We start from the raw sequence: 25086 nt of genomic DNA on the forward strand, positions 1-25086 counted from the left end.
ATTTAGCGTTTTAAAGTGAAATGACTTTTAAACACTCTTCCATCCTCTAAGGTAACATGAAACCAATAATCGCTTGAAGGCAAAGGAAATCCATTATATGTTCCGTCCCAACCAGGACTAACAGGGTCTAGCTCTTTCAACAATTTACCATAACGATCAAAAATATAAATAACACTTTGAGGCTGAAATTCTTCTGAAAGACCATAAACTTGCCAATAATCGTGGTAACCATCATTATTTGGTGTGAAAAACTTTGGAAACCCTATTACCGAAATAAGCTCATCTACAATACCACATTCGTTTTTATCTCTTACATATATGGTATGTAAACCAGCAGCTACATTATCAAATACATTGCTGTCTTGGTAAGGGCCTTCAGGATTATCTATTGCATATTCATAATCGCCTTCACCAGATATAAAAACAGTAACCATGTTGTTTTGTGTAGCATCAATAACTTCTATATTGTCAAAAGAAGCAATGTTTGATGGTAGTACAGTAATGGTTCTATCTTTATAACATCCATCAGTATTTATAACACGTACAGTATAAATTCCAGGTTCGTTAACTTCAATTGTAGTGGTGGTTTCACCTGTTGACCACTCGTAGTAATAATTATTAGGTAAATCATCAATAAGACCACCTGTTAATGTTATGGTTTCAGGGTAAAAATTAAGACAATATATAGTTTCTGCTTCGGTTTGAATATTTGGAAGTTCAAAAACCACCAATTCTACTTCACTTATTCCATAGCAAGCATTTGAATTTTCAACTCTAGCATAAATTGTTTGAGAATAAGCTATAGTATTAGTAAATGTATTTGATAGTACATTTGTTTCTAGCAACGCATCTTCATAGGTTTCGTAATAGCTAAGTTCCAAGTCATCAGGTAAACCACTTAAGACAGCTTCATTGGCATCGTTTAATGTAAAAGCATAAAAACCATCTTCAGTTCCATCGTCATCACATGCCTCTATTGTAGTGTTGTTTGCTGAAGTTGTGCTGACTTCTAATGTAACTTCAGCAATGTTATAGCAACCAGTAATTTCATCGGTTACTTTGGCATATACCAATTGAGGGTTGAAAAAGTTTTCAAACGCATTACCATCAATTTCATTTGTATTGCCTTGAGCATCATTCATTGAAAGATAGTAATTTATAGTTCGGTTCGCTGCTCCTGCAGTAATATCATCAAAAATCTGATTAATATTAAAGATTGTAAATCCTTCTGGAATGCCATCTTCATCACATTGGATTATGGTTGAATTAACAACTTCAGGAGCATCGTTTACCATAAAAGTAAAACTTCCAGTACTGTAACAATCAGGATTGATGTTATTTTCAATTCTAACAAAAATAGTTTCACTGTAAGGTGTTGTGTTGGTATAGTCTGTATTTAAAGCGTCTGAGTTGTCGTCAGCATCTAATTGCGAGGAATGAAATGTTATGGTGTATAAAGCTTGATCTTGACTACCATAAATGTCAGTGTACAATGTTGATAAATCGAAAGTTGTTATACCATCCATTACATTTCCTCCAAAATCTTCATCACAAACTGTAATATCTTCTAAAGTTTCTATTTGTGGTGTAATAAATACTTCTATAAAAAACGAAGAGGTTGCATAACAATTAGGATTAGATGCATTATCAACACGGACAAAAATTTCTTGCGGATTAGAAGTGTTGTTGTACAAACCTATAATTTCATTTTCATTATTATCAGCATCTTCTTGAGAAGCATAATAGTGTACATTATATTCAGTAGCATCTTGTGTATCTAATGCTTGTGCATCTTGTTGTGTGAAGTCAAAAGTTGAGGTTTCAGTAATGTCACACATCACCATATCGTCTGGTTGGCTTGCAAATGGAATGTCGTGGTAACTTACAATAGCTTCACCTTCAATAGGACATTCACCATTGTTAGGTTCAATAAATACCTCATAAAAACCTGGTGTATCTACAAAAAGCTCAAAAGTGGTCTCGGTAAGCGGTACACCATCTTTAGACCAATTATAGGTTGCTCCAGCAACATCTTCGGCAATAAGCGTGTAACTATCACCATCGCAGAGTAAAAGTTCTGTAGTGCTTATACCATTTTGGATGATATCTATTTGACTATTAAAAAGTGATTGGATAAAAGGAGGTAAGCCTATGCGGCTTAAGTTCTGAAAGCTGCCATTAATATCTAGTAAAACACCTGTTTCGTTATAACCAGCTGCGTTTCCATCAGCTTCAGGGTTTTGAATCACTCCAATATGTCTTCCAGTTCCATTTATATTAGCAAAACTGACTTGAGCCCTGTAAATTCTTTTATCTAACCCAAGTTGTAATGCGCCAGCACTAAAAGAATTTGACGAATGAATAACTGTCATTGAACCAGGAATATCTGTGCTTTCAAGATCCCATTGTAATACATGGCTAGAGCCATTACCAGCAATACCATCGCTAATGGTTGCATATACTTTTCTATTTTCAGCCGAAAACTCAACACCATAAGGGCTATCATTATTTTCTTGACCAAAAAGCGTTAGCGGATTAGAAACTACACCTGTGTCATTATCAAAATCGAATAAGTAAACACCACCACCTGTTTCGCCTTGAAGCACAGTAGCAAATCCATGATGTGCTACTGCTAGTTTTGTACCATCAGGAGATGCTTTTAAGTAACCTAAAGCATTTCTTCTATAACCTTCGGCAGGAACTACAGGTCCTACAGTTGATACTACAGGAGTAGTGTTAACACCGTTTTGGTCTACTTTAAAAGCATAAAATTTATCTACAAAATGAGTAATTACCCAAAAGGAGAAGCAATCATCAGCTTTTACAGCGGTTATTTTTTCAGAACATTTAAATTCAGATTCGGTTTGGTTTGTAGTGTCATAGGTAATTAGAGGTACGTTTTTTTCTAATAGGTCGACATCACCTAAACCTCCTTCTAAAGTCATATCAACCAAAGAATACATTAAACCATCATTTACGCCATCTCCATCTTGTTGGTTAGGAAATGCTGATGAATTAAAATGATGAGGTTCATCAACAGTAAAAATATAGTACTGATTTAAATCTTGAGGTTTTGGTACTATCAATCCAGAAGACGTACTAGAGTCGTCACCTTTAAGTCCTGTTCCAAATGCTTCACTTGCGTTGGGCATTGGTATATGATTGGCATTCCAAATGGTTCTACCATCAGAGTAAAATAGTAAATTACCATCAGTATCAGAAATGGATGTACAACCTTCTAAAGTGTTTAATTGTCCATCGGTAACAGCTGTAACAGTACCAGTAGTTGTGTTAAATCTTAAACCTGCATTTTTTCCAAAATACCAATTAGCAGCTTCGTTTTGGGAGTACATATTTAATGTACAGTAAATACTAAAGCAGAGTAATAAGATGTTCTTTTTCATGAAATATTAGTGATAAAGCGTTTGTATATACAACAAGTTAAATGCTGAAAATCCTATTAAAACTTTAGAAATTTAAAGTTGAGTTAACAAGAAGTATATACAAATACTGAATCACTAAAGATATTACAAATCTCGCTTTTTTAATAATCTGTACGATAAAAAGACAAATAGAGCAGTCCAACCTATTACAGTAACAATTTCATACCAATGCACTGCATAGTCATAAGCGATTTCTGTTTTTTCAGGAAACTTTGTCATTACTATACGTTGTACTGGTTGGTCAATAAGTTTGTACATTGACTCTAGCGGTAAAAAGTTTTTTACTTTAAAGGCTGAATCTGCTGTTCCTAAAACTTCATAAGCTCCCCAAAAAATTAACCATTCAACAATGTAGAGTACAAATAAAAAACCTAATGCAAAAGCTGAGCGTTTTACTAGCATACCAAAGAATAAACATAGACTAAAGAATCCTACTAATTTTACAAAATAGGCGAGTAAAAATTCGGTTTCTCTAAAAACAATAGATGCTTCAGTATAGCTAGAGTAGTACATACCTATACAAAACGACGCCAAACCAATAAGTAATGTTGCTACTAGAGAAAAGAATACAATAGTGTAGAACTTTGATAAGATAAACTCTTTTTTACTGAGTCCATCAATAAGGTTTTGTTTTATGGTTTTGTTGCTGTATTCATTACCTATCATACTTACCACAACTATTGCAAAGAAAAACTTGAATTGCGATGCAAAAAATGTGGTAATGTGCCAAATGATAGGGAAGTTGAAAATACCAAGTTCACCTAATTCTAAAGTGAAAAATCCGAAAAAGTTTATTTTAATTGAAGATAATACGAGTACTGTAAATGGCAGGATGAACGATACAAAAATTAATACTTTGCTTGTTCGGTTTAGCCAAAGTTTCTGTAATTCTAAATTTATAAGTCGTAACATGGATACTGTGTTTTTTTTTTGATTGATTTTGATTAGTTGTTGTCTGTTAATTGTAAGAACTGTTCTTCCAAACTTTCTTTACGTTTTACCAAGTGTGATAACACAATTCCTTTTTCAAACATGAGCTTGTTAAAGGAAGAGGCATCCATTGGTTGGTTTAAAAACGCAGTAATTAATCCGTTATCAATCTTTAGTTTACCAAAAGAAGTATCACTTTCAAGTAGTTTAACCAATTCATCTTCTTTATCTGTCTTCAACTCAAAAAAGCCATGACTGTTAATCATTTCGTCAACACGACCAGAGTATAGTTTTTCACCTTTTCTAAGTACTACTACATGAGAGCACACTTTTTCAACTTCATCTAAAAGGTGAGATGCTAAAAGAATTGTAGTACCATTAGCAGCAATTTTTTTTATAATCTCTCTAATTTGATGAATTCCTTGAGGGTCAAGACCGTTAGTAGGTTCATCTAGTATTAATATTTCAGGATCGTTTAACAATGCTGATGCGATTGCCAAACGTTGCTTCATACCCAAAGAGTAGGTTCTAAATTTATGGTCTTTTCTGTCTAGTAAACCAACAATTTCAAGCTTTTCGTCAATTTTTGCATAGTCAACACCTTTAATTTTACACACCAGTTTTAGGTTTTGTTGTGCAGTCATATAAGGGTAAAAATTAGGACGCTCAATAATAGCGCCTACTTTTTTAAGTGCTTCGTGTGTAGATGTTTTACCATCAAACCAGCTAAATTGTCCTGAAGTTCTATTAACTACGTTAAGGACAATACCTAGAGTGGTTGATTTTCCACTTCCGTTGGGTCCTAAAATTCCGTAAACATTACCTTTATTTATGGTAAAAGAAAGGTCTTTTACAGCAGTTAAATAGCCAAATTTCTTGGTGAGATTGTTGATTGTTAATATTTGTTCCAAAATATATTATGATTGATTAGTTAAAAATATGACGAGTATTACCGCTTATTGTTACATAGTATTTTATAAAACATTAAATTAGTAATGATTTTAAATGCTATGGACGACTTAAAGATATCGAAAAAGAAACCATCTTACCCAATAAATAGTAAGTTACATAACTATTTACAAGACTATAACAGAAATATTCGCTTACCTATTTTTTATGAAGACCTGTTGCGTTTTCAAGGTTCGGTAGTGGTTTATGATAAGAATGACGAAGACACACTTTGGATTCGTGTGTACTATAACGAGTTTGAACGCGAAGAAATAGATTTAAGCTTAAAGCGTGTGTATTCTATTTTAATTTCTGATGGTAATGAAAGTATTTTTAAGTACCTAAGTGTTGATGCTATTGATTTTTGCACCTTCGGGAACTCAAAGCCATTTAGAGTAAAAATTAGAAACATACTCAACGATAATTACACCTATTTTTATGTGAAAAAAGCCGATGCTTCTCGTGTGTATGGACTAGAGTTTGAGCATATGCTTTCACCTTATAACCTTAACTTTTTAGTTTATAAAAATACATTGATAGAAGAGCATATTGCTGGTATTCCTGGTGATGAGTTTATTAAAAACATGTTGCCAGAATGTACTGCTTCTGAAAAATCGCAAATAGCTAAAGAGTTTGTAAAGTTTAACGAACGTTGTATGATTAGATTACTTGGTGATATGAGATCATACAATTATGTAATTGTACCAACACACGATTTTGATCATGTGGTTTTTAAAATTAGAGCTATCGATTTTGACCAACAGAGTTATGAAGGTAAGTTTAATGTGTACAGGCCTCAATTTTTTAAAGAGAATTTTAAAATGGTAGAGTTGGTGCGCGAGAAAATTCAAAAAGAATCTATTGAGCAATATAAAATTGAAGAACGCTCAATTGTTGCACGTCGAATGATTAGTTATCATGATAGAATAGTGGAGTTGCTAGATTGTATGCAAGACGACACAATATCAATTCCTGAGCATATAAAACTGCTTCGAGAGCAAATTTATGATTATACACTAGATATTGAATTTAAGAAGAGTAAAACAATGGGAGACATTATGAAAAATGCTCTAGCCTTTGTAAAACGAAACTATCAAGGAATGAACATGAAAAACTTTTTCTAGCCTATTGTTGGTTGTGTTATGACTAAATTCTGTCAATTCGAGTATATCGACGTTTATAGTCGATATGTATCGAGAATAAGAATTTTTGTCTTTTTTAAATAGTTCTTGATATAGTTTTTCTATCAAAAACCACTCGAACTGACTTTTTGAAATTACTTTGGTTCAATCAATGGTTTTTTCTAACAAAAAAAGCATCCCAAAGAGGATGCTTTTAAATTTATGTTTTTCAATACTTATATTAGTTTACAATAGAGCTTACCAATTGTGTTAGTTCTTCAGTTGTACCATAGTCAACAGTAACATTAAAAGTATCATCACCTTCAACACTAATAGGTAAACTACCAAATTTTAAATAGCTGTCTTCATCAATAGTAATTGCAAGTAAAGTTGCATTTAAACCAAGAGGAATTGAGCCAGCATAAGTTTCTAAAGCAGTTTCAGCATCATTTAAACTTGTAATCATAACAACTGAAGGAAAGTCTTCAATAAACATCCATACTGTAGTTTGAGAGTAATCAGTAACATCAGACACTGAAACTTCAAACTGAGTTGCCGTTTCACCAGCCATATCATAAAGCACATCACAGTTTGATAGACCTTGTTCTAGTCCAAGAATATTAAAATAACCATCATTAAACCAGTTTTCGTTTTGTTGGTTTAAATCCCAGTTTACAACTTCTCTACCATCTTGTGTAACGACAGATCCTACGTAGTAATCCATATTAGTTAACCCTAAACCAGTAGTGTCTGTTTGGATAGTCATTTGTGCTTGAATGTTAAACGGATTTGCATTTACAGGGTTTCCGTTTTCATCTTCAAAGGTTAAGTTAAAACTTCCTCCAGTAATCAATAACTGACCGTTGCTTGAGGTTTGCGCATTGTTAAGAAACATTTTATCTAATGTAAGATACTCTGTTAATTTAGCTACAACAGGAGTAGTAATAACATTGTTATCATCATCAGTAAATGTGTTTGGTCCAATGTTGAATATTGTACCATCGTCTCCAGTAATTACTGTAGCAACAGATGGGTCTGTAATGTCATGAGATTGAGGTTCTTCTTTTAAAGCTTCAACTAAACTAGAGAGTGATGTGTAGGTATCAGCAGGAATGTTGTTTTGGTTGTCATCATCATTGGTACAGTTAAGTGCCAATACACCAATACATACTAGTAATACTAATTTAAAAATAGGTTGCTTTTTCATAATAAATAATTTAGAGTTATACTCTTTAGATGAAAAAGTAACCGAATGGTTGCGTAAAAAATTTAGGAAATTGGAAAATTAATTCCAGTTTTCATCAAAATCTAGACTCTCGTAGTCGTCAATATCAAGGTCGTCATCAAACTCATTAAAGTCGTCAAAATCCTCAGCTTCAAAGTTTTTGTCAGGTGCTTGGTCAGGGATTTGTCCATGTACAAACATAAGGTTAGGGTAGTCAAAACCTTCAGCTTCATCAACTATTTCGGCAAGCTCTACAAAAAAGGTCCACATACTCAAAAAGTCATAGACGTAAATCAATTTGGTTTGCGCTTCGTGTACCACATCGTTAATTAATGTTGTGTTCATTAATTTTACTGGGTTTACACCATCGCTCATATCAAACAAAGAGATTTCTTCACCTTGTTCCCAAGCATCGTTACTTAGGTAAAAAGAAGCCATTTCAGAGCCATCAAAACCAAAAGATTGGGTTATAATGTTATGAAGGTCTTCTAGTGTGTCATCTTCACGAATTTCTAAATCACGAAATACGTCGTCTTCTGTATCGTTGTCAAGTATTATTCTAAATCTGTAAATCATAAATGTTCAATAATGTGCAAAGTTACAAAGTTTAGGCTTTGTTTTTAGCGTTTGTAGCTTCTAATATTAAGTAGAATTGAATTCCGAATAATATACTAGCTAATATAAGGTGTAAGGTTTGTGAACCAAAAGGAAAGCTAAAGTTTGCCATGGCAATTCCTGAAGCAATTTCAACCAATAAAATACCAAATACCCAATATACTTTTTTGTAATGCAATTGGTGTTTTTTAAGTAGTAACAGCAAGTAGCCATTAACTAATACTACAAGTATAGAAAATGACCTGTGAATATAAAAACTTGTGGTAGGATCGTTTAACCAGTTAGAGGCATTGCCTTCTCCTAGAGCTTTTATTTGATGGTCTACAAATTCTCTTACCTGAGTTCCTAAAACTACCTGAATGCAAGTTAAAGCTAACGCTACAATTAATGCGTTTTTAAATTGTATGTTGAATGTAAAGGATGTGTTACTTTGTTTGGTTTTAAAGATTATGTAGAGCATTACAGCTACTATTGCTAATGCCATTACCATGTGAATAGTAATTTTTAAAGGCGCTAAGTTTGAATCGACTACGGTTTTTCCTAACCAAGCTTGAAAGCCCATTGCAAAAACAGTAAAAAACGATAGAAGCGTAATACTTTTGTTGCGTTTCCAATACTTTAAAGATGCAAATGCCATGACTAAAGTTGCTAATCCAGCAAGTGCACCAAATAATCTATTAATGTATTCAACCCATGTGTGAGTTGGATTAAATACTGCATAATCATGTTTTGTATAGGTGTCCCAATTGGTTTTTATAAACTCATTGGAAGATGTAAAACTACTTTTAGCTACTTGTAAGGTTTCGTCAACAATAATAACTTGACCTTTTTTGTAATCGTGGTTAGCATGCCATTCCAATTGAATCTTTTCAGTAGGAGGAATGTAGTATCCAAAACATTTAGGCCAATCAGGACAACCCATTCCGCTACCTGTCATACGTACAACAGCTCCTGCTATTATTACTAAATAGGTTAGGACTAAGGTTACTTTTGCTATAGTATTGAAATGTGTTTTCATTTTTGAATTGTTAAACCTAACTGTACACCTCTATCTAACATTAATTGATAAGCTGCTTCATATTCATTAGGAATTTTACCATCAAGAATAGCTTCTTTAATGGTTTCTTTAATCATTCCTATTTCTTTAGAAGGCTTTAGGTTGAAAGTTTGCATGATTTCTTCTCCTGAAATAGGCGGTTGAAAGTTTCTTATATGGTCGCGTTCTTCAACTTCAACTATCTTGTGACGAACAATTTTAAAATTGTTATGATATTTTTTAAACTTTTTAGGGTTTTTGGTAGTAATATCGGCTTCACAAAGCGTCATTAAATCGTCTACATAATCACCAGCATCAAATACCAAACGACGTACTGCCGAATCGGTAACTTCTTCATTAGCCAACACAATAGGTCTAGAGCTCATTAATACCATTTTTTGAACAAATTTCATTTTGTCATTTAATGGCATTTTAAGTCTTTTAAATAAATGATACACCATTTTTGAACCTTCAAACTCGTGACCATGAAAAGTCCAGCCCACTTTTTTACTAAAGCGTTTTGTAGGTGCTTTTCCAATGTCATGTAATAATGCAGCCCAACGTAACCATAGGTTGTCGGTATATTTGCTAATATTATCAACAACCTCTAGAGTGTGGTAAAAATTATCTTTATGACGTTGTCCTTCAACTTCGTCAATACCTTTTAAAGCGGTAAGTTCTGGTAAAATACGCTCTAACAATCCTGTTTTTTCTAAAAGTAAAAAACCGATAGAAGGTGTTTTGCTTTCCAAAATTTTGTTCAGCTCAACAGTAATGCGCTCGTTAGTTATAATTTGTATTCTATGACTGTTTTTAGAAATGGCTTGCAAAGATTTTTTTTCAATTTCAAAATCTAATTGAGTTGCAAAACGTATGGCACGCATCATTCTTAAAGGGTCGTCACTATAAGTAATATCAGGGTCTAAAGGTGTTTTTATACACTTGTTCTCTAAATCGTTTACACCATTAAAAGGATCTAGTAATTCACCAAAATGTTCTTTATTTAAATTAAGCGCTAAAGCATTAATGGTAAAATCACGACGGTTTTGGTCATCTTGCAAGGTACCATTTTCAACAATAGGATTTCTACTGTCTTCGTTATAACTTTCTTTACGAGCTCCTACAAATTCAACTTCAATATCGTCATAACGCAACATAGCAGTACCATAGGTTTTAAAAACCTGTACTTTTGGGTTGTTAGGAAGGTTTTTAGCAACTTGTTTAGCAAGTTCTATTCCGCTTCCTATAGCTACAATGTCAATATCTTTTTTTGAATCTCTTTTAAGTAGAAAATCTCGTACATAACCACCAATAACGTAGCTATCTAAATTAAGTTCTTTAGCCGATTGGGAAACAATCTCGAATATTGGGTGTTGAAGTGCTTGCTTGTAATTCATACTCATATAATCTCAAACACCAAATGCTGTTATTTGTAGAAAATTATTTTCTTATAACCTCTACTGCACCATCGTTACTTAATTTAATAATTGCAGATGGTTTTGATGCTGATTTTACATTTTGCAAATTTACAACATAGTCCACACCTTTTAAAATGTCTTCGCTTATTTCTTTAAACGATTTTGGTGTAGGTTGTCCACTAATATTAGCAGATGTTGAAACAATAGGTCTTCTAAGTTTTTTAACCAATGCATTGGCAAACCCTTTACGAACAACTCTTATGGCTAGTGTATTGTCTTTTGGGATTAAATTTTCAGCAACACGTAATGGTCTGTCGTAAATAATTGTAGTAGGTTTTGCAGCGTATTTTAAAATATCATAAGCTACTTCTGGTACATCTTCGATATACTGATTAAGCATCTTAAAATCGTTAACCAAACAAATCATAGTTTTACTTTCGGCACGTTGTTTAAGTTTAAAAACTTTTTCAACTGCCTCGTAATTGGTAGCATCGCAACCAATTCCCCAAACCGTATCTGTAGGATAAAGGATAATACCTCCTTGTTTTAAAACTTTTAGTGCTGAGTTAATTTCATCAGTCATGTTACTTAGATTTTAGTTTATAAACACCAATACTCTTTTTGAAAATTTTGCTTAACACTTTGTACTTTACGATAATGCGGTTTTTTAAACTCAATTTTCTCCATTGGCTTTTATCAATGGCATTATTTAATATAGTGTTGCTCATTTCATCAGAAAGAATAAACTCCTTTGATAAGTTTTTCCAGTTTATATTTCCGTAACCATTAAAGTTGTTTATTTTGTTTTTGTCGTGTATTATAGCAATCCACAAGCGCTTTTTTGTGTAGTACTTAATGCGTGTTTCATTTTTCCAATCGGTATGACTATTATGCCAAATGGTTTTAGGGTTTTTATTTTCTTCAATTAAGCTTAAAAAAGGATTGAAAATATGCTCCTTTTTTCCGAGCATTATTTGAGGTTTTATTTGTAAGGAGTACCCTTTAATAACATCAATAACAAGATATTTTTGTGAATTAAATTGGCTTTGAATTTCACTAATAAAATCTTTGTGTATAGCATCGTCATTGTCAATTCTGGTTGAAATGATATGATTTTTGCCTTGCGACATTTTAGAAACTATAGTGTTTATTGAACTTTGAAATTTTGCCATACCATCAATATATTCCAATCGAATAAAGTCATGGTCTTTAACCAAATCATTCAGTATGGTTTTATAATCAGATTTTGTTGCTGTATCTGCAAAAATTAACCAAGTAAAGTTTTTGTTGGTTTGATTAACAACTGAGGGTAGACAAAAACTTTTAAACAACCATATGCGTTGTTCCATCCAAGAGTCATTGAGCAATAACTCATTATTTTTTGTTGTGGTCCAATCAGGATTAGTAAGGTTAAATCTTGTGATTATGAAATGCTCAAACATTGGAATTATAAGTTTAAGTAATTAAATGCTTTTTCAGCAAATGCATTATTAACTGTTCGACATTCTTCTAGAACTTCATCATAGGATTGAAGTTTGTTTAAATCGTCTTTATAGTTTGAAAAGGTTGAAATAACAGGTTGGTATTTAAAATCGTAAAACTTGGTTGAATTAGGAAACACCATAACTTTTTTATTAAACAACATTGCCCAATACATAGCATGGTAGCTATCGGTCAAAACTATGTTTGATGAAGCTATAAACTCAACCATTGCTTCAAAAGTGGAGTTGTTTGCTATACTTTCAAAGTCTGAAAATTTTGAAATAACCTTTTTGTTTCTGAGTGTTTTTTGATGAAAAACAATACCAATTTCTCTGGTTTCATCAAACGAAGTATCAAAAATAGGATGCATGCAGCTTACACAAGGTATCCATTCTTCAGTTCTGCCATAATCTCTAACACCTACTAAACCATAATTGCTAGGTGTAATATTGTATTTAATTTGTTTTCCGTAAAGTTTTGAGCTTTTGCTATTATGACCAACTCCCCAAAACACAATTTTTTTATCGGTTTGAGATAGTTTTTCAAGCATATTCATGTGCATGTTAAAACCTGGTCGGTTTAGCAATCCACCTCCTCCAATAATAAGAGCATTTTCGCAAATAGTCTTGTGCCAATTGTCTCTAACGCTATCGTCATTATTTTTGTAATCAAACAAATCGAGAGCTTTTCCTTTTAATTCATCAAAGTAATGATGAGGTGCACAGTAAAAGTCGCCAACATTGTTTGGGTCTAATCTATGTAGGTTAACAACATCGTTATTGTGTTGATACGGATTGGAAACTATTCGCTCAATAACTTCTTTTTTATTGCGCGCTCTCTCAAAGTGTGATAGTTTTTTCTTGAAAAAATTAAGGTAGCTCATACAATTGGCAAAGTAAATAAATTATATAAAAGTATTAAACACTTTATGATTATATGTTACTTTTATACTCTTATATAAAAATACGAAATTATTGAGCAGGTTTATGGGAATTACAATAGTATTGGCAGATAACTCAAAATTGAATAAGGAAAAAGTTCTTAAGTCAATTGATAATTTTGACCACGAAGGGAAATTAATAGGTTATGGTTCTAGAAATAAAATTAAAAAGATAACAATTGATAATGCAGAGTACAATATTAAGTCCTTTAAAAACCCTAATGTAGTTAACCAAATTGTCTATCGTTTTTTTAGAAAAAGTAAAGCTGAACGTTCTTTTTTATACGCGAAGCGTTTGCTAAAAATGGGTGTTTTAACACCAACTCCAGTGGCATTTGTAGAGTATAAATCTATTTTTACATTTGGAAGAAGCTATTACATTAGTGAGCAGTTAAAATATGATTTCACTATAAGAAAACTTATTGATGAGCCTAAATATGAAGATTACGAAAACATATTAAGACAGTTTACTCAATTTACCTATGACTTGCACGAAAAGGGAATTCATTTTTTAGATCATTCTCCAGGAAATACACTTATAAAAAAGACCAATTCTGGTTATGAGTTTTATTTAGTAGACCTTAACCGAATGGATTTTAAAACATTAAACTATCAAGAACGTTTAGCTAATTTTGCACGCTTGTCTCCAAAAGATTATATGTTAGATATAATAAGTGATGAGTATGCTAAATTAATGAACAAGCCTAGTGATGAAGTTAGAGAACGCATGTACTTTTATTCTCAAAAATTTTCTTCAGGGTTTAAAAAGAAAGAAGCTTTTAAAAAGAAATACTTTTTTTGGAGGAAGAAAAAACGCTAACGATTTTGCTTGTATAGGTTACGCAGTTTTGAATACTTTAAAAACCGTGTGTTGGCGGTTTGTACTGAAATAAAAAAACCATTAAAGCCATCTAAGAATCCAAGTTTTAAAAAGTAAGATTGAAAAAATGCCCAAGTTGGATTAAAAAGTATTTTATATAAAGGTGCTTTTTTTCCTAATTTATAATAGGCTTCAGCCGAAATTGAGGTAAATAATTCTACTTTTTTATTGTACTCAGAGTAGGTGTCATAATTCCAATGAAGTATATCTCCTTTTAAAAAACCTGCCTTATTGTTTTTATCGGTTAGAGCAATTCTATCATGCGGATTAATACCAGACCATTTTGCTTTTCTTCGGTCAAAAACACGCAATTTTTTATCAGGATACCATGTTGTGTATTTTATCCATTGACCACAAAAACAATTTAAACGGTTGCTGTAATATCCATCATATTTCCAATTCGATTTTACATCTAAAATAGATTGTTGCAACTTATCAGATAGGGCTTCGTCACCATCAAGAGAAACAATGTAGTCATGTTTTGCTTGCGCAATAGCAAAGTTTTTTTGTTCGATATAGCCTAAAAACTTCTGTTCAATAAACCTTACGTTAAATTTTTCGCAAATAGCTTTAGTGTTATCAGTCGAAAACGAATCTACAACTACTATTTCATCAACTACATTGCTTAACGATTGAAGACATTCTTCAATTTTGCGTTCTTCGTTAAACGTAATTATTACACCAGATAGTTTTATCATTTAAAAAATATTGATGTTGTAAAAGTACGTATTTTGTAATTATTCAATAGCCATATCAATAGTTTTAAAACCCCTTTTTCAAAATATAATGTATACTATTTGCTTATATTTGCACCAATTAATTACACAAGAAAAACCCAATTAAATGGCATTTCCTAAAATAACAGTTATAATCGCTACGTACAATAAAACCGATTGGTTAGAGAAAGTACTTTATGGTTATAGTGTGCAAACCTATAAGGATTTTGATATTATAATTGCTGATGATGGCTCTACTCATGAAACCAAAGAGCTTATTGATAGGTTTAAAGCAGATTATCCTGTAGAAATCACTCATGCTTGGCATGAAGATAAAGGATATAGACGCCAAAAAATATTAAATGAAGCCATTGTAATGGCAAAAAACGAGTATATCCTATTTACTGATGGTGATTGTATTCCAAGAGAAGACTTTGTAGAAACGCATGCTAAATTTGCTGAAGAAGGGTATTTCTTATCTGGTGGTTATTGCAAATTACCAATGGATATTAGCGAAACCATAGCTGAAGATGATATTAAATCAAAACGTTGTTTTGAAGTAAAATGGTTAAAATCTCAAGGAGAACTTAACTGGAAAAACAAGTTGAAGCTTTCTGCTAAAAATGGATATGCTGATTTTATGGATAAGATAACACCAACAGGAGCAACATTTAATAACTGTAATTCTTCTGCTTGGAAAACCGATTTAATTGCCATTAACGGTTATGACGAACGCATGCAATATGGTGGTCCTGATAGAGAATTGGGAGAACGCCTAGTTAATAATGGAATTAAAACAAAACAAATACGCTATAAAGCCATTTGTTTACATTTGGATCATGCTAGAGGTTATAAAACGCAAGAGTCGCTAGATCGTAATTTAGCCATTAGAGCTAAAGTGAAAAAGGAAAACTTAAAGTGGACAGAGTACGGAATTAAGAAAGGTTAGTTTAAACGTTTTAAAAACGTTTTTAATTCCTCATCAAAATACGTTGGTTTAAATTGAGAGTATAATTCTGCAGCTTTAGATTTTAATTCCTTAGGATGTTTTATGTTTAAATAAGGCTCTTGATTATAATCTTTTAAGTGAACCGAAACATGGGTTTTACCATCGTCAAACATATTCCAAGCTTCTTTTTTTATCCATGGAGAAAATATAGTAAACGTTGGAATTTGTAACGCTTTGGCCATATTAATTGCACCACCTTCGTTACCTATTAAAGCATCGCAATGAGATGTTATTGCTAAAAAATCTCGCAAGCTTTTTCCAAACACTTCAAAATAGATTTGCATTTTGGTTTGTGCATTGCACAACTCATAAATAGTTTTGGCTTCAGCTTCTTGCTTAGGGATATAATTAAATAATAGTTGAGCTTCAGGTTGCTCATTAACAATAGTATTTATCGTTTTTGCCATATACTCAAAAGGATATGTTTTGGAGCTACCACTTCCCAAAACACCTATCATGTATAAAGGTTTCTCTAAACTAATATCATGACCGAGTAAAAAGTCTCTAGCGTTTTGCTTTTCAGAATCAGTAAGGTGAATTTTTGGTCTAACAATATGTAAAGGGTCAATTCCTAAAGGCGTTAATAATTGCAGTCTGTTTTCTATAGCTAATCCTGCATTAGTATCAGCTTTCAATTTATTTTTAAAAAGATGATTGTAAATTAATGCGTTAGGACCTTTGTCTAATGAAATTCTGATTTTAGCTTTCGTAAAATAACTTATTATATTACTAGATATTTTAGAGTAAACATCTATTACAGCATCATAATGTTCCTTTTTTAGCTGTTTCGCAAATTGATATAGTTTTAGCTTGCTTTTTTCAAGTTCGGGTGTAAAAAAATGAAACTTATCAATAAAAGGATGGTTTTCAACAACAGGATAGGTGTGAGAGTTGATAATGTAATGCACTTCAGCATCAGGATATTTTTGCTTTATAGCCTCAAACAAAATGCTTGTTGCCAAAACATCACCTATCATTTTTTGTTGAATGATTAAAACTTTCAAACTATAAGTTTTCTTAAATCATTAGCAGAAACACTAACTCAGTTTAAATTTACACAGCAACGTCGTACTCTCTTAAAGCATCATTAAGAGAAGTTTTCTTGTCAGTACTTTCTTTACGCTTACCAATTATCAATGCACATGGCACTTGGTATTCGCCAGCAGCAAATTTTTTGGTATAACTTCCAGGAATAACAACTGAACGTGCTGGCACAATACCTTTCATTTCAACAGGTTCATCTCCTGTAACATCAATAATTTTTGTACTCATAGTCAGTACAACATTAGCACCAAGTACAGCTTCTTTTTCAACACGAACGCCTTCAACAACTATACAACGACTACCAATAAATGCACCATCTTCAATAATTACAGGAGCAGCTTGTAAAGGTTCTAAAACTCCACCAATACCAACACCACCCGAAAGGTGAACGTTTTTTCCTATTTGAGCGCAACTACCCACAGTTGCCCAAGTGTCAACCATGGTGCCTTCATCAACATAAGCACCAATATTAACATAACTAGGCATTAATATAGTGCCAGATGAAATATAAGCACCATGTCTTGCTACAGCATGTGGTACTACTCTTATACCTTTTTCAGCATAGTTACGTTTTAAAGGAATTTTATCATGATACTCAAAAATACCAACTTCTAGCGTTTCCATTTGTTGAATAGGGAAATACAATACCACAGCTTTTTTAACCCATTCGTTAACTTGCCAACCGTTAGCGGTAGGTTCAGCAACTCTTAATTCTCCAGCGTCTAGTAAGTTAACTACTTTTCTAATGCTGTCAATTGTGTTTTGATCTTTTAAAAGTGCTCTGTCTTCCCAAGCATTTTCAATAATGGTCTGTAATTCTGTCATTGGTATAATTTAAGTTTTAAACTAGCTACAAAGATAGTTCTATAATTTTAAGAGAAAAAAATAAAATAATATGTGACCTATCTGTTTTATGTGTGTCTTAAAAATGATTAATGAGTGGTTTTGTTTAGTTAGAGGGAAATTAAATCATCAGTTAATTAATAGCTAATTATTTTAATAACTCTTCCTTTTTATAAAGGGAGAGTTTTTTATTATGTTACCTTTGCAATCAATATGGCAAGAATTTTAGCAATAGATTTTGGTACTAAAAGAACAGGAATAGCTGTAACTGATGAGTTGCAAATTATAGCTTCTGGGTTAACAACTGTTGAAACTAAAGACTTGTTTGCTTTTTTAAAAGAGTATGTCTCTAATGAATCTGTAGAGCTATTTGTTATTGGAGAGCCTAAGCGTTTAAATAATGAAGCCTCTGAAAGTGAGGTAGCTATTAAACCATTTATTGATAAGCTTACGAAGACTTTTCCTGATATACCATTTACAAGAGTTGATGAACGTTTTACTTCTAAAATGGCGTTTCAAACCATGATAGATAGTGGGTTGACTAAAAAACAACGAAAAAATAAAGCCTTAGTAGATGAAATTAGTGCTACAATAATACTTCAAAGTTACCTGTATTCGAGATAAAATAGGGCTATAAAGTGTATTTTATCAGTAAATTAAGGTATTTCAACTAAATTATTTTAGGCATTTGCTCCTGAGATATATGTTTGGCTTGGTAATTATTTAAAACCCCAAACTATGAAAAACAACTACTATTTATTTTTATTACTTATAATAGGCCTATTTGGTTTTAATAAAGTAAACGCGCAATCTTGCCCTCCAACAGGATTCTCTAATGGATCTTCATTGTATTTCTTTTATGACTCAGGAACTTCTCTATGTGAGAACAGACCAACTACTGTAAATGTAGGAACTAGTGTTTTTACACTATCTAGTTGTGATGACGAGTATTCTATTTATGGATTAACATCTGGAGACCCAGTTGCTCCACCAAACACTTTTATAGCTGATTTTGGTTATGCAACTTGCGAATACACTGACGGAACACTTACTAACGAAACACTATCGATAAAACAAGTTGAAGCAATTTTTAATTCTTTAAGAGTGTTTCCAAACCCAGTAACTACTGGAAATACATTAAACGTAAAGTTTCAATCTAATGTTTCGGCAAGTATTAATATATATTCAGTAACAGGAAAATTAGTTTTAACTGAAAATACTGATAATTTAAGTGTAAAACCTTTAAGTATTTCTAATTTACCTAACGGTATTTATATGGTTCAAATTACATCTAACAATCTATCTATTTCAAAGAAGGTTGTAGTAATGAGATAAAAAATATTCAAACTCAAATATTAAACTCCTTACAGTGTAAGGAGTTTTTTTGTGCTTAAAAACTTCAAAAAAGGCATAAGAATTGTATTTTTGCATCCGAAAATAAGAATTTATGATTTTACCTATTGTTGCCTATGGCGATTCTGTTTTAAGAAAAAAAGCAGAAGAGATTACTAAAGATTATCCTAATCTTAATGAACTTATTGATAATATGTACGATACTATGTATGGTGCGTATGGTGTAGGTTTGGCAGCACCACAAATAGGGTTGCCAATACGTTTGTTCTTGGTAGATACTGAACCGTTTTCAGAAGATGAATCGCATACTGAAGAAGAAAAGCAACAATTAAAAGCTTTTAAACAAACTTTTATAAACGCTAAAATTTTAGAAGAAGAAGGTGATGAATGGGCTTTCAACGAAGGTTGCTTAAGTATTCCAGATGTAAGAGAAGATGTGTTTAGACAACCAAAAATAAAGATTCAATATCAAGACGAAAATTTTGAAACACATGTCAAAGAGTTTGATGGTTTAATTGCGAGAGTTATTCAGCATGAATACGACCATATTGAAGGTGTTTTATTTACTGATAAGTTATCGTCATTTAAAAAGCGACTTATAAAAGGAAAGCTAGCTAACATATCAAAAGGAAAAATAAAGATTGACTATAAAATGAAGTTTCCTTTAATGAAAAAGAAACGTTAATAGTTTTAATTCTTATTCACAAAAAATTATATTTGCCCACAACAAAAAAAGCCTGTTTAACACATGAGTTTAGATAAAATTCTTTCTATTTCCGGAAAACCTGGATTATTTAAAATAGTAACGCAAACACGTGGAGGATTAATTGCCGAATCATTAATTGATAAAAAAAGACTATCAGTTAACATACACAGCAATGTAAGTGTACTTAGTGAAATAGCTATTTATACACTATCAGAAGAATTGCCACTATACAAAGTGTTTCTTAAAATAAAAGAGAAAGAAAACGGGCAAACTACATCAGTAAGTCATAAAGATGGTAAAGATGCCTTAGAAGAATATTTCTTTGAAGTTTTACCAGACTATGACGAAGATAGAGTATATGCAAGCGACATAAAAAAGATTGTACAATGGTACAATTTACTTCACCAACACAACCTGTTGGAAAACCTTGAAGCTCTTGAAGATTCAACTTCTGAAGAAGAAGAATAACAATTTACATTTTTTTGGTTAATATGTTTTAATAAACATGTAGTAATACATGCTTTACTAAATAGCTATTAATCGTATTTTTGGGTCTTAATATTATCAAAACATGACAGATAAAACCCAACAACTAAAAGCATTTGAGCGTTTGTTAATCATTATGGATGAGTTGCGTGAGCAATGTCCGTGGGATAAAAAACAAACTATGGAATCCTTACGACACCTAACCATTGAAGAAGTTTATGAGTTAGGTGATGCTATTTTGGATAATGATTTAGATGAAGTAAAAAAGGAGCTAGGTGATGTGCTTTTACATATTGTATTTTATTCAAAAATAGGAAGCGAAACCAACCATTTTGATATTGCTGATGTTTGTAATAGCATTTGCGATAAGCTTATTGATCGTCATCCGCATATTTATGGAGATGTAAGTGTCGATAATGAAGAAGATGTAAAACGCAATTGGGAGCAGTTAAAACTAAAAGAAGGAAAGAAAAGTGTATTAGAAGGTGTTCCAAGAAGTTTACCAGCAATGGTAAAAGCGAGTAGAGTACAGGATAAAGTTGCTGGAGTAGGTTTTGATTGGGAAGAGCCTCATCAAGTTTGGGAAAAAGTTGAGGAAGAAATCCAAGAATTGAAGCATGAAGTAGATAGTGGAAATAGAGAAAATATGGAGAATGAATTTGGAGATGTTTTATTTTCTTTAATAAACTATGCAAGGTTTTTAAAAATTAATCCTGAGAATGCTTTAGAGAAAACCAATAAAAAATTTATTAAAAGATTTCAGTATTTAGAAGAAAAAGCGAAGTCACTAAACAAAAGTTTACAGGACATGAGCCTAAGAGAAATGGACGTTTATTGGGAAGAAGCAAAAAAAATATAATTTTTTTTCACGTTGCGTGATCCAAACATGTAAGATAATACGTATATAATACAGATAGAAACTTGAAATTATAGTTTCATAATCATAAGTAGGTAGTCTTAATTATATTTTAAGCGGATGTGATTAAGATTCAAAATTTAGTTTAGTTAGGGGTCACAATCCTACCTGTTTTTAGCAGGTAGGATTTGATTTTTAATACATATCCTTAAGCTTTCTAAGTTTTTCTTCCCAAATGCTCAGATTGTTTTTATGATTTTCAATATTGTTTAAAACATCTTTTACCATAGGGTTGCTTTCATCAACATTAGAGAAAAACTGAAGATTGTTTTCTAGCTGGTTGATTTCTCCTTTTACTTCGTCTATTTTTTTACGAATAAAATTATGTTCATTATCAAGAAGTCTAGTATCATCAGGTTGTGATAAGGCTTCAAGTTTGTTTTCAAACTTAATCATTTCAATTTCGGTCTTATCCATTTTAAGTTTACCAAACATGTCATCTAAAGCCTTATTGAACTTTCCTTCAATATAACGTTTGCTGTGAGGAACATTGCCTAATGATTTCCACTCGTCTATTTTAGCTTTTAAAGTTTCAATATCACTTTCTGGTGTTCCTGATAATTTTAAATCTTTTAAGGCTTCTAAAAACTTTGACTTCTTTTCATAGGCTTCAAATAATTCTTTATTAGCAGCATTACGTTCTGCATGAAGTTTATCGAAGTAATGATTGCAAGCAGCTTTAAACTTGTGCCAAATTTTGTCACTGTCTTTTCTTGGAACATGTCCAATTTTTTTCCAGTCGCTTTGAATTTTCTTCATTAAAGGTGTTACAGTTTCAAAGTCTTCACTGTCCTTATTGTCTTCAGCAATTTTTATTAGGTCTAGCTTTTTCTGAAGATTATCATACTGTTCCTTTTTTAAGTTTTTATAAAAGGAATTTTTCTTTTTGTTAAAAGCTCTTACTGAAGCTTTAAATTTTGCCCAAGTAGCTTCATTAACTTTAATTGGTACTTTTCCAGCATTAAAGAAATCTTGTCTTAAGGCTTCAATAGTTTTTATTTTCTTTTGCCATGCTTGATGTGTGTTGGCATTGTCTTGAGCTACTGCATCAATTTTAGCGATAATTTCTTCTTTACGCTCTAAGTTAGCTTCATAGGCCTTATCTAAATCGGCATAATACGCTTGTCGTTTATCATGTATGGTTTTAGTTGCATTACTAAATCGATCCCAAATGTCTTCTCGATGTTCTTTAGCAACAGGACCAAGGTCTTCTTTCCACATTTTATGTAGCACTTGCAATTCTCTAAACGCTCTGTTTACGTTGTCATCTTTTGCAAGTTCTTCAGCGCGCTCAATAATTTTAAGTTTTTGATCCAAGTTGCGTTTAAAATCCATATCTCTTAAATCACGATTGAGATGCAGGAAGTCATAGAAAATCTCAACATGGTGATGGTATGTATTCCAAGCGTTATTGTATTTGTCTCTTGGGATAGGACCAGCATTTCGCCATTCTTCTTGTAGTTCTTTAAAGTGCTTGTATGTTGTGTTTATATTTTCTTCAACATTAATAAGTCCCTTAATTTCCTCAATAATTCTTAAACGATTTTCAAGGTTAGATTTTAAACTGCTTTCTAGATTTTTGTAGTAAGCGTTTAGGTTGCTTTTATACTCTTTATAAAGTGAATTGAACTCTTTTTTTGTTGGAGTAGAGTAGTAGAAATCTATTTCATTACCACCATCGTTAATGAATTCTTCTTTTTTCTCTTCAAGAAGTTCACTGAATTTAGCATTGAATTCAGATCTTATCTCATCAACATGAGATTTTATAGTTTGAACTTTTTGTTGTTTAAGTAAACTGTCAAATTCTTTTACCAACTGCTCCATTGACATGGCGTGGTAGTCTTTTTCTTCTAGTGTGTGCCTTTCACTATTGCTTTCGTCTTCAGCATCTTCGGCATTAGACTCGTCAATTTCATCTACATGAGAGTTGGATTTTTCTTCAACAGTCTCAGTTTTGGTTTCCTCATTAGTTTCAACCTGTTCTGAAGTAGAATTAGTATTCTCATCAGTTGTTGGGTTTTCTAATGACGTAGCATCTTGAGTTGTTTCAGCTCCAGTACTTTCAGTAGCTTGATTTGCAGTAGCTTTTGTTTCTTCGTTTCCATCTGCATTTTGCAGGTTATCTTTCTCTGACATTTTACAATGTTTTTAGTTCTAAATACTTAAAAAGCTAATATACTAACAAGTCACTGAATTACAAAAAGGAATAGAAATTTTGGTACTTTATTTAAGATTCCAAATTTTCCATGCTTTTTCGGCTTGTAGCTCTAGCATTTTATAGCCATTACAAGTTTGTGCACCTTTTATGTCACCACAGGTTAAAAACTTTGTTTGATCAGGATTGTAGATTAAATCGTAAAGTATGTGGTTAGATGTGATGCCATCGTAAGGAATATCAGGACATGTGTTAACGTCAGGATAAGTTCCAACAGGAGTACAGTTAATAATAATTGAGTATGAGCTTATGATTTGATCGGTTAAATCTGAATACAAAAATTTAACGCCAGATTTTGGAGTTCTAGACACATAATCAAAATCTATTTTTAATTTTTTAAGCGTGTATGCTATAGCTTTTGAAGCTCCACCTGTTCCTAAAATTAAAGCAGAAGTATGATGAGGTTTTAATAAAGGTTGTAATGATTTTTTGAATCCGTAATAATCTGTGTTGTAGCCTTTAAGTTTTCCTTTAGGAGAAATTCTTATAGTATTTACAGCTCCAATTTTTTTAGCTCTTTTGTTAATATCGTCTAATAGAGGAATTACAGCCTCTTTGTAAGGTATAGTTACGTTTAATCCTACTAACTTTTTATTGGAAGCAATAATATCTTTTAATTCAGAAATTGCTTTGATGTCAAAATTTTCGTATTCAAACGGAAGTTGTTCATTTTCAAATTTTTCAGTGAAATATTTTTTGGAAAATGAATAGGAGATATTCTTACCTACTAATCCTAATTTATGCATTTATCTTTCTGGTTTTTTGTCCGTACCATTCCAACGCCAAAACTATTAAAATTCCTATTAAAACAAACAAAATTGCAATGTATGTTTCGTTGTTAAGTTCAGGAATAAATCGTGTGTAGTTTTCTATAATTTTTTGTCCAGTAGAGTCTAAAATGAAATCACCTGAAGCGTTTTGTTTGTAAACAATCTCTTTCCAAGGCCAAACAACACCAAGAGAGCCAATAATAAAACCAATTATTGTTGCTGTGGTAATACTTTTATAATGTTTTAAAATGTAATTAAGTATGTGCGAAAATGTTACTAATCCAGTAACTGAGCCTAAAGTGAACACTCCTAAAACTTTTAGCATTCTTATTCTATTTGCATCGTGAACAAACTCAAAATTGCCGCTAAATATTTCAGAAAAAGTATCATATAACGCATTAACGGAGTCCACTAGAAGTAATACGTAATTTCCTAAGAGAATTAATATGAAAGAGCCAGAAAATCCAGGAAGTGTCATTCCTGAAACGCTAATGATTCCACAGAAAAATACAAACCAAAGATTGTCATTTTCTTTAGCAGGATCTAAAAAGCTAATACCAACACCTAAGGCTATACCTATAATTAAAGAGAGTATTGTTTTATAATTCCAGTCTTTAAAATCTTTGTTTATGTAATAAATGGAGCCAATAATCATCCCAAAAAACAAACTCCATACAAAAAGCTGATAATGCTCCAGGAAGTAATCCAATATTTTGGATACGCTAAAATAACTTACCAACATCCCGAAGAGGAGTAAGGTAAGAAACCGACCGTTTATGTAATTGTAAAAACTCTTAAACCTACCGTTGAATAAAAGTTTAAAAGCTGTTTTGTTTACCTTTTGAAGTGAGTATATAAACTCTTCATAAAACCCTGCAACAAAAGCAACCACACCACCAGATACTCCAGGAACCTTATTTGCGGCTCCCATTGCTAGTCCTTTAATGACCAGAAAGAGTTTGTCTTTAAAAGTTCTGGTGCTTTGCATTG

At 32.1% G+C, this 25086-nt stretch carries 24 protein-coding genes; 8 read left to right on the forward strand and 16 right to left on the reverse strand.

Going from position 1 to position 25086, the window contains the following annotated elements; genetic code table 11:
• Positions 1–2: 2 nt before the first annotated feature.
• The 3 genes from ABD011_RS07265 to ABD011_RS07275 all read right to left on the reverse strand — a co-directional run bounded on the left by ABD011_RS07265 (position 3) and on the right by ABD011_RS07275 (position 5284).
• A complete protein-coding gene (locus ABD011_RS07265) occupies positions 3–3404 on the reverse strand; it encodes a T9SS type B sorting domain-containing protein (protein ID WP_343797036.1) in 3402 nt (1133 codons plus the stop codon).
• Positions 3405–3527: 123 nt separating this feature from the next.
• The gene (locus ABD011_RS07270) at positions 3528–4355 is read right to left on the reverse strand and encodes an ABC transporter permease (protein WP_129760413.1); all 828 of its coding nucleotides are present in this window, start codon (positions 4353–4355) and stop codon (positions 3528–3530) included.
• A 32-nt stretch (positions 4356–4387) separates the two neighbouring features.
• Positions 4388–5284: an ABC transporter ATP-binding protein gene (locus ABD011_RS07275; protein WP_131507756.1), complete on the reverse strand. Its 897-nt coding sequence runs from the start codon at positions 5282–5284 to the stop codon at positions 4388–4390.
• Positions 5285–5368: 84 nt separating this feature from the next.
• On the opposite strand from ABD011_RS07275, the gene ABD011_RS07280 reads away from it, so the two are divergent.
• Complete coding sequence (locus ABD011_RS07280; RefSeq protein WP_370450272.1) at positions 5369–6445, forward strand: hypothetical protein; 1077 nt, start codon at positions 5369–5371, stop codon at positions 6443–6445.
• 238 nt (positions 6446–6683) lie between these two features.
• Here the strand turns inward: ABD011_RS07280 and ABD011_RS07285 are convergent, their stop codons facing one another.
• The 7 genes from ABD011_RS07285 to ABD011_RS07315 form a co-directional block, all read right to left on the reverse strand.
• On the reverse strand, positions 6684–7649 hold the full coding sequence (locus ABD011_RS07285; RefSeq protein WP_343797042.1) for a hypothetical protein: 966 nt from the start codon (positions 7647–7649) through the stop codon (positions 6684–6686).
• A gap of 78 nt (positions 7650–7727) precedes the next feature.
• A complete protein-coding gene (locus ABD011_RS07290) occupies positions 7728–8243 on the reverse strand; it encodes an IS1096 element passenger TnpR family protein (protein WP_343797044.1) in 516 nt (171 codons plus the stop codon).
• Between the two features lie 31 nt (positions 8244–8274).
• A complete protein-coding gene (locus ABD011_RS07295) occupies positions 8275–9300 on the reverse strand; it encodes a COX15/CtaA family protein (protein WP_343797046.1) in 1026 nt (341 codons plus the stop codon).
• Entirely contained in the window at positions 9297–10715 is a 1419-nt protein-coding gene (locus tag ABD011_RS07300; RefSeq protein ID WP_343797047.1) for a CCA tRNA nucleotidyltransferase, read from the reverse strand. Before ABD011_RS07300 ends, ABD011_RS07295 begins: the two co-directional genes overlap by 4 nt.
• 43 nt (positions 10716–10758) lie before the next feature.
• On the reverse strand, positions 10759–11319 hold the full coding sequence (locus ABD011_RS07305; RefSeq protein ID WP_343797049.1) for an L-threonylcarbamoyladenylate synthase: 561 nt from the start codon (positions 11317–11319) through the stop codon (positions 10759–10761).
• Position 11320: 1 nt separating this feature from the next.
• Positions 11321–12178, reverse strand: coding sequence for a glycosyltransferase (locus ABD011_RS07310; protein WP_343797051.1), 858 nt, complete (start codon positions 12176–12178; stop codon positions 11321–11323).
• A 5-nt stretch (positions 12179–12183) separates the two neighbouring features.
• Positions 12184–13101, reverse strand: coding sequence for a polysaccharide pyruvyl transferase family protein (locus ABD011_RS07315; RefSeq protein ID WP_343797053.1), 918 nt, complete (start codon positions 13099–13101; stop codon positions 12184–12186).
• Between the two features lie 103 nt (positions 13102–13204).
• Between ABD011_RS07315 and ABD011_RS07320 the strand changes: the two genes are divergently transcribed.
• Positions 13205–13978 carry a lipopolysaccharide kinase InaA family protein gene (locus ABD011_RS07320; RefSeq protein ID WP_343797055.1) on the forward strand — a complete coding sequence of 258 codons (774 nt, stop codon included), beginning with the start codon at positions 13205–13207 and terminating at the stop codon, positions 13976–13978.
• Here the strand turns inward: ABD011_RS07320 and ABD011_RS07325 are convergent.
• Positions 13975–14736 carry a glycosyltransferase family 2 protein gene (locus ABD011_RS07325; RefSeq protein ID WP_343797057.1) on the reverse strand — a complete coding sequence of 254 codons (762 nt, stop codon included), beginning with the start codon at positions 14734–14736 and terminating at the stop codon, positions 13975–13977. The genes ABD011_RS07320 and ABD011_RS07325 overlap by 4 nt on opposite strands.
• Positions 14737–14881: 145 nt before the next feature.
• On the opposite strand from ABD011_RS07325, the gene ABD011_RS07330 reads away from it, so the two are divergent.
• A complete protein-coding gene (locus tag ABD011_RS07330; RefSeq protein WP_335974723.1) occupies positions 14882–15703 on the forward strand; it encodes a glycosyltransferase family 2 protein in 822 nt (273 codons plus the stop codon).
• On the opposite strand, the gene ABD011_RS07335 is transcribed toward ABD011_RS07330, so the two are convergent.
• Both ABD011_RS07335 and ABD011_RS07340 read right to left on the reverse strand, forming a co-directional pair.
• Positions 15700–16767 (reverse strand): glycosyltransferase family 9 protein, encoded by a 1068-nt coding sequence (locus tag ABD011_RS07335; protein WP_343797060.1) that lies wholly within the window; start codon positions 16765–16767, stop codon positions 15700–15702. The two genes, ABD011_RS07330 and ABD011_RS07335, sit on opposite strands and share 4 nt — an antisense overlap.
• 49 nt (positions 16768–16816) lie before the next feature.
• A complete protein-coding gene (locus ABD011_RS07340) occupies positions 16817–17632 on the reverse strand; it encodes a 2,3,4,5-tetrahydropyridine-2,6-dicarboxylate N-succinyltransferase (protein ID WP_129760426.1) in 816 nt (271 codons plus the stop codon).
• Between the two features lie 231 nt (positions 17633–17863).
• Here ABD011_RS07340 and ruvX point away from each other — a divergent pair, with 231 nt between their 5' ends.
• The 5 genes from ruvX to mazG all read left to right on the forward strand — a co-directional run bounded on the left by ruvX (position 17864) and on the right by mazG (position 21054).
• The gene (gene ruvX, locus ABD011_RS07345) at positions 17864–18274 is read left to right on the forward strand and encodes a Holliday junction resolvase RuvX (RefSeq protein WP_335974727.1); all 411 of its coding nucleotides are present in this window, start codon (positions 17864–17866) and stop codon (positions 18272–18274) included.
• 114 nt (positions 18275–18388) lie between these two features.
• Entirely contained in the window at positions 18389–18985 is a 597-nt protein-coding gene (locus tag ABD011_RS07350; protein WP_343797064.1) for a T9SS type A sorting domain-containing protein, read from the forward strand.
• A gap of 112 nt (positions 18986–19097) precedes the next feature.
• Positions 19098–19688 carry a peptide deformylase gene (gene def, locus ABD011_RS07355; RefSeq protein ID WP_129760429.1) on the forward strand — a complete coding sequence of 197 codons (591 nt, stop codon included), beginning with the start codon at positions 19098–19100 and terminating at the stop codon, positions 19686–19688.
• A 63-nt stretch (positions 19689–19751) separates the two neighbouring features.
• Positions 19752–20177 carry a DUF5606 family protein gene (locus ABD011_RS07360; protein WP_129760430.1) on the forward strand — a complete coding sequence of 142 codons (426 nt, stop codon included), beginning with the start codon at positions 19752–19754 and terminating at the stop codon, positions 20175–20177.
• 103 nt (positions 20178–20280) lie between these two features.
• Positions 20281–21054 carry a nucleoside triphosphate pyrophosphohydrolase gene (mazG, locus tag ABD011_RS07365; protein WP_262732632.1) on the forward strand — a complete coding sequence of 258 codons (774 nt, stop codon included), beginning with the start codon at positions 20281–20283 and terminating at the stop codon, positions 21052–21054.
• A 192-nt stretch (positions 21055–21246) separates the two neighbouring features.
• Here mazG and ABD011_RS07370 read toward each other — a convergent pair whose 3' ends face one another.
• The 3 genes from ABD011_RS07370 to ABD011_RS07380 all read right to left on the reverse strand — a co-directional run bounded on the left by ABD011_RS07370 (position 21247) and on the right by ABD011_RS07380 (position 25084).
• A complete protein-coding gene (locus ABD011_RS07370) occupies positions 21247–23247 on the reverse strand; it encodes a DUF349 domain-containing protein (RefSeq protein ID WP_343797068.1) in 2001 nt (666 codons plus the stop codon).
• 87 nt (positions 23248–23334) lie between these two features.
• Complete coding sequence (locus ABD011_RS07375) at positions 23335–24072, reverse strand: shikimate dehydrogenase family protein (protein ID WP_131507725.1); 738 nt, start codon at positions 24070–24072, stop codon at positions 23335–23337.
• Positions 24065–25084 (reverse strand): DUF368 domain-containing protein, encoded by a 1020-nt coding sequence (locus tag ABD011_RS07380; protein ID WP_343797071.1) that lies wholly within the window; start codon positions 25082–25084, stop codon positions 24065–24067. Before ABD011_RS07380 ends, ABD011_RS07375 begins: the two co-directional genes overlap by 8 nt.
• Positions 25085–25086 lie beyond the last annotated feature (2 nt).

This window comes from Gaetbulibacter jejuensis, assembly GCF_039524015.1.
GTDB lineage: Bacteria > Bacteroidota > Bacteroidia > Flavobacteriales > Flavobacteriaceae > Gaetbulibacter_B > Gaetbulibacter_B jejuensis.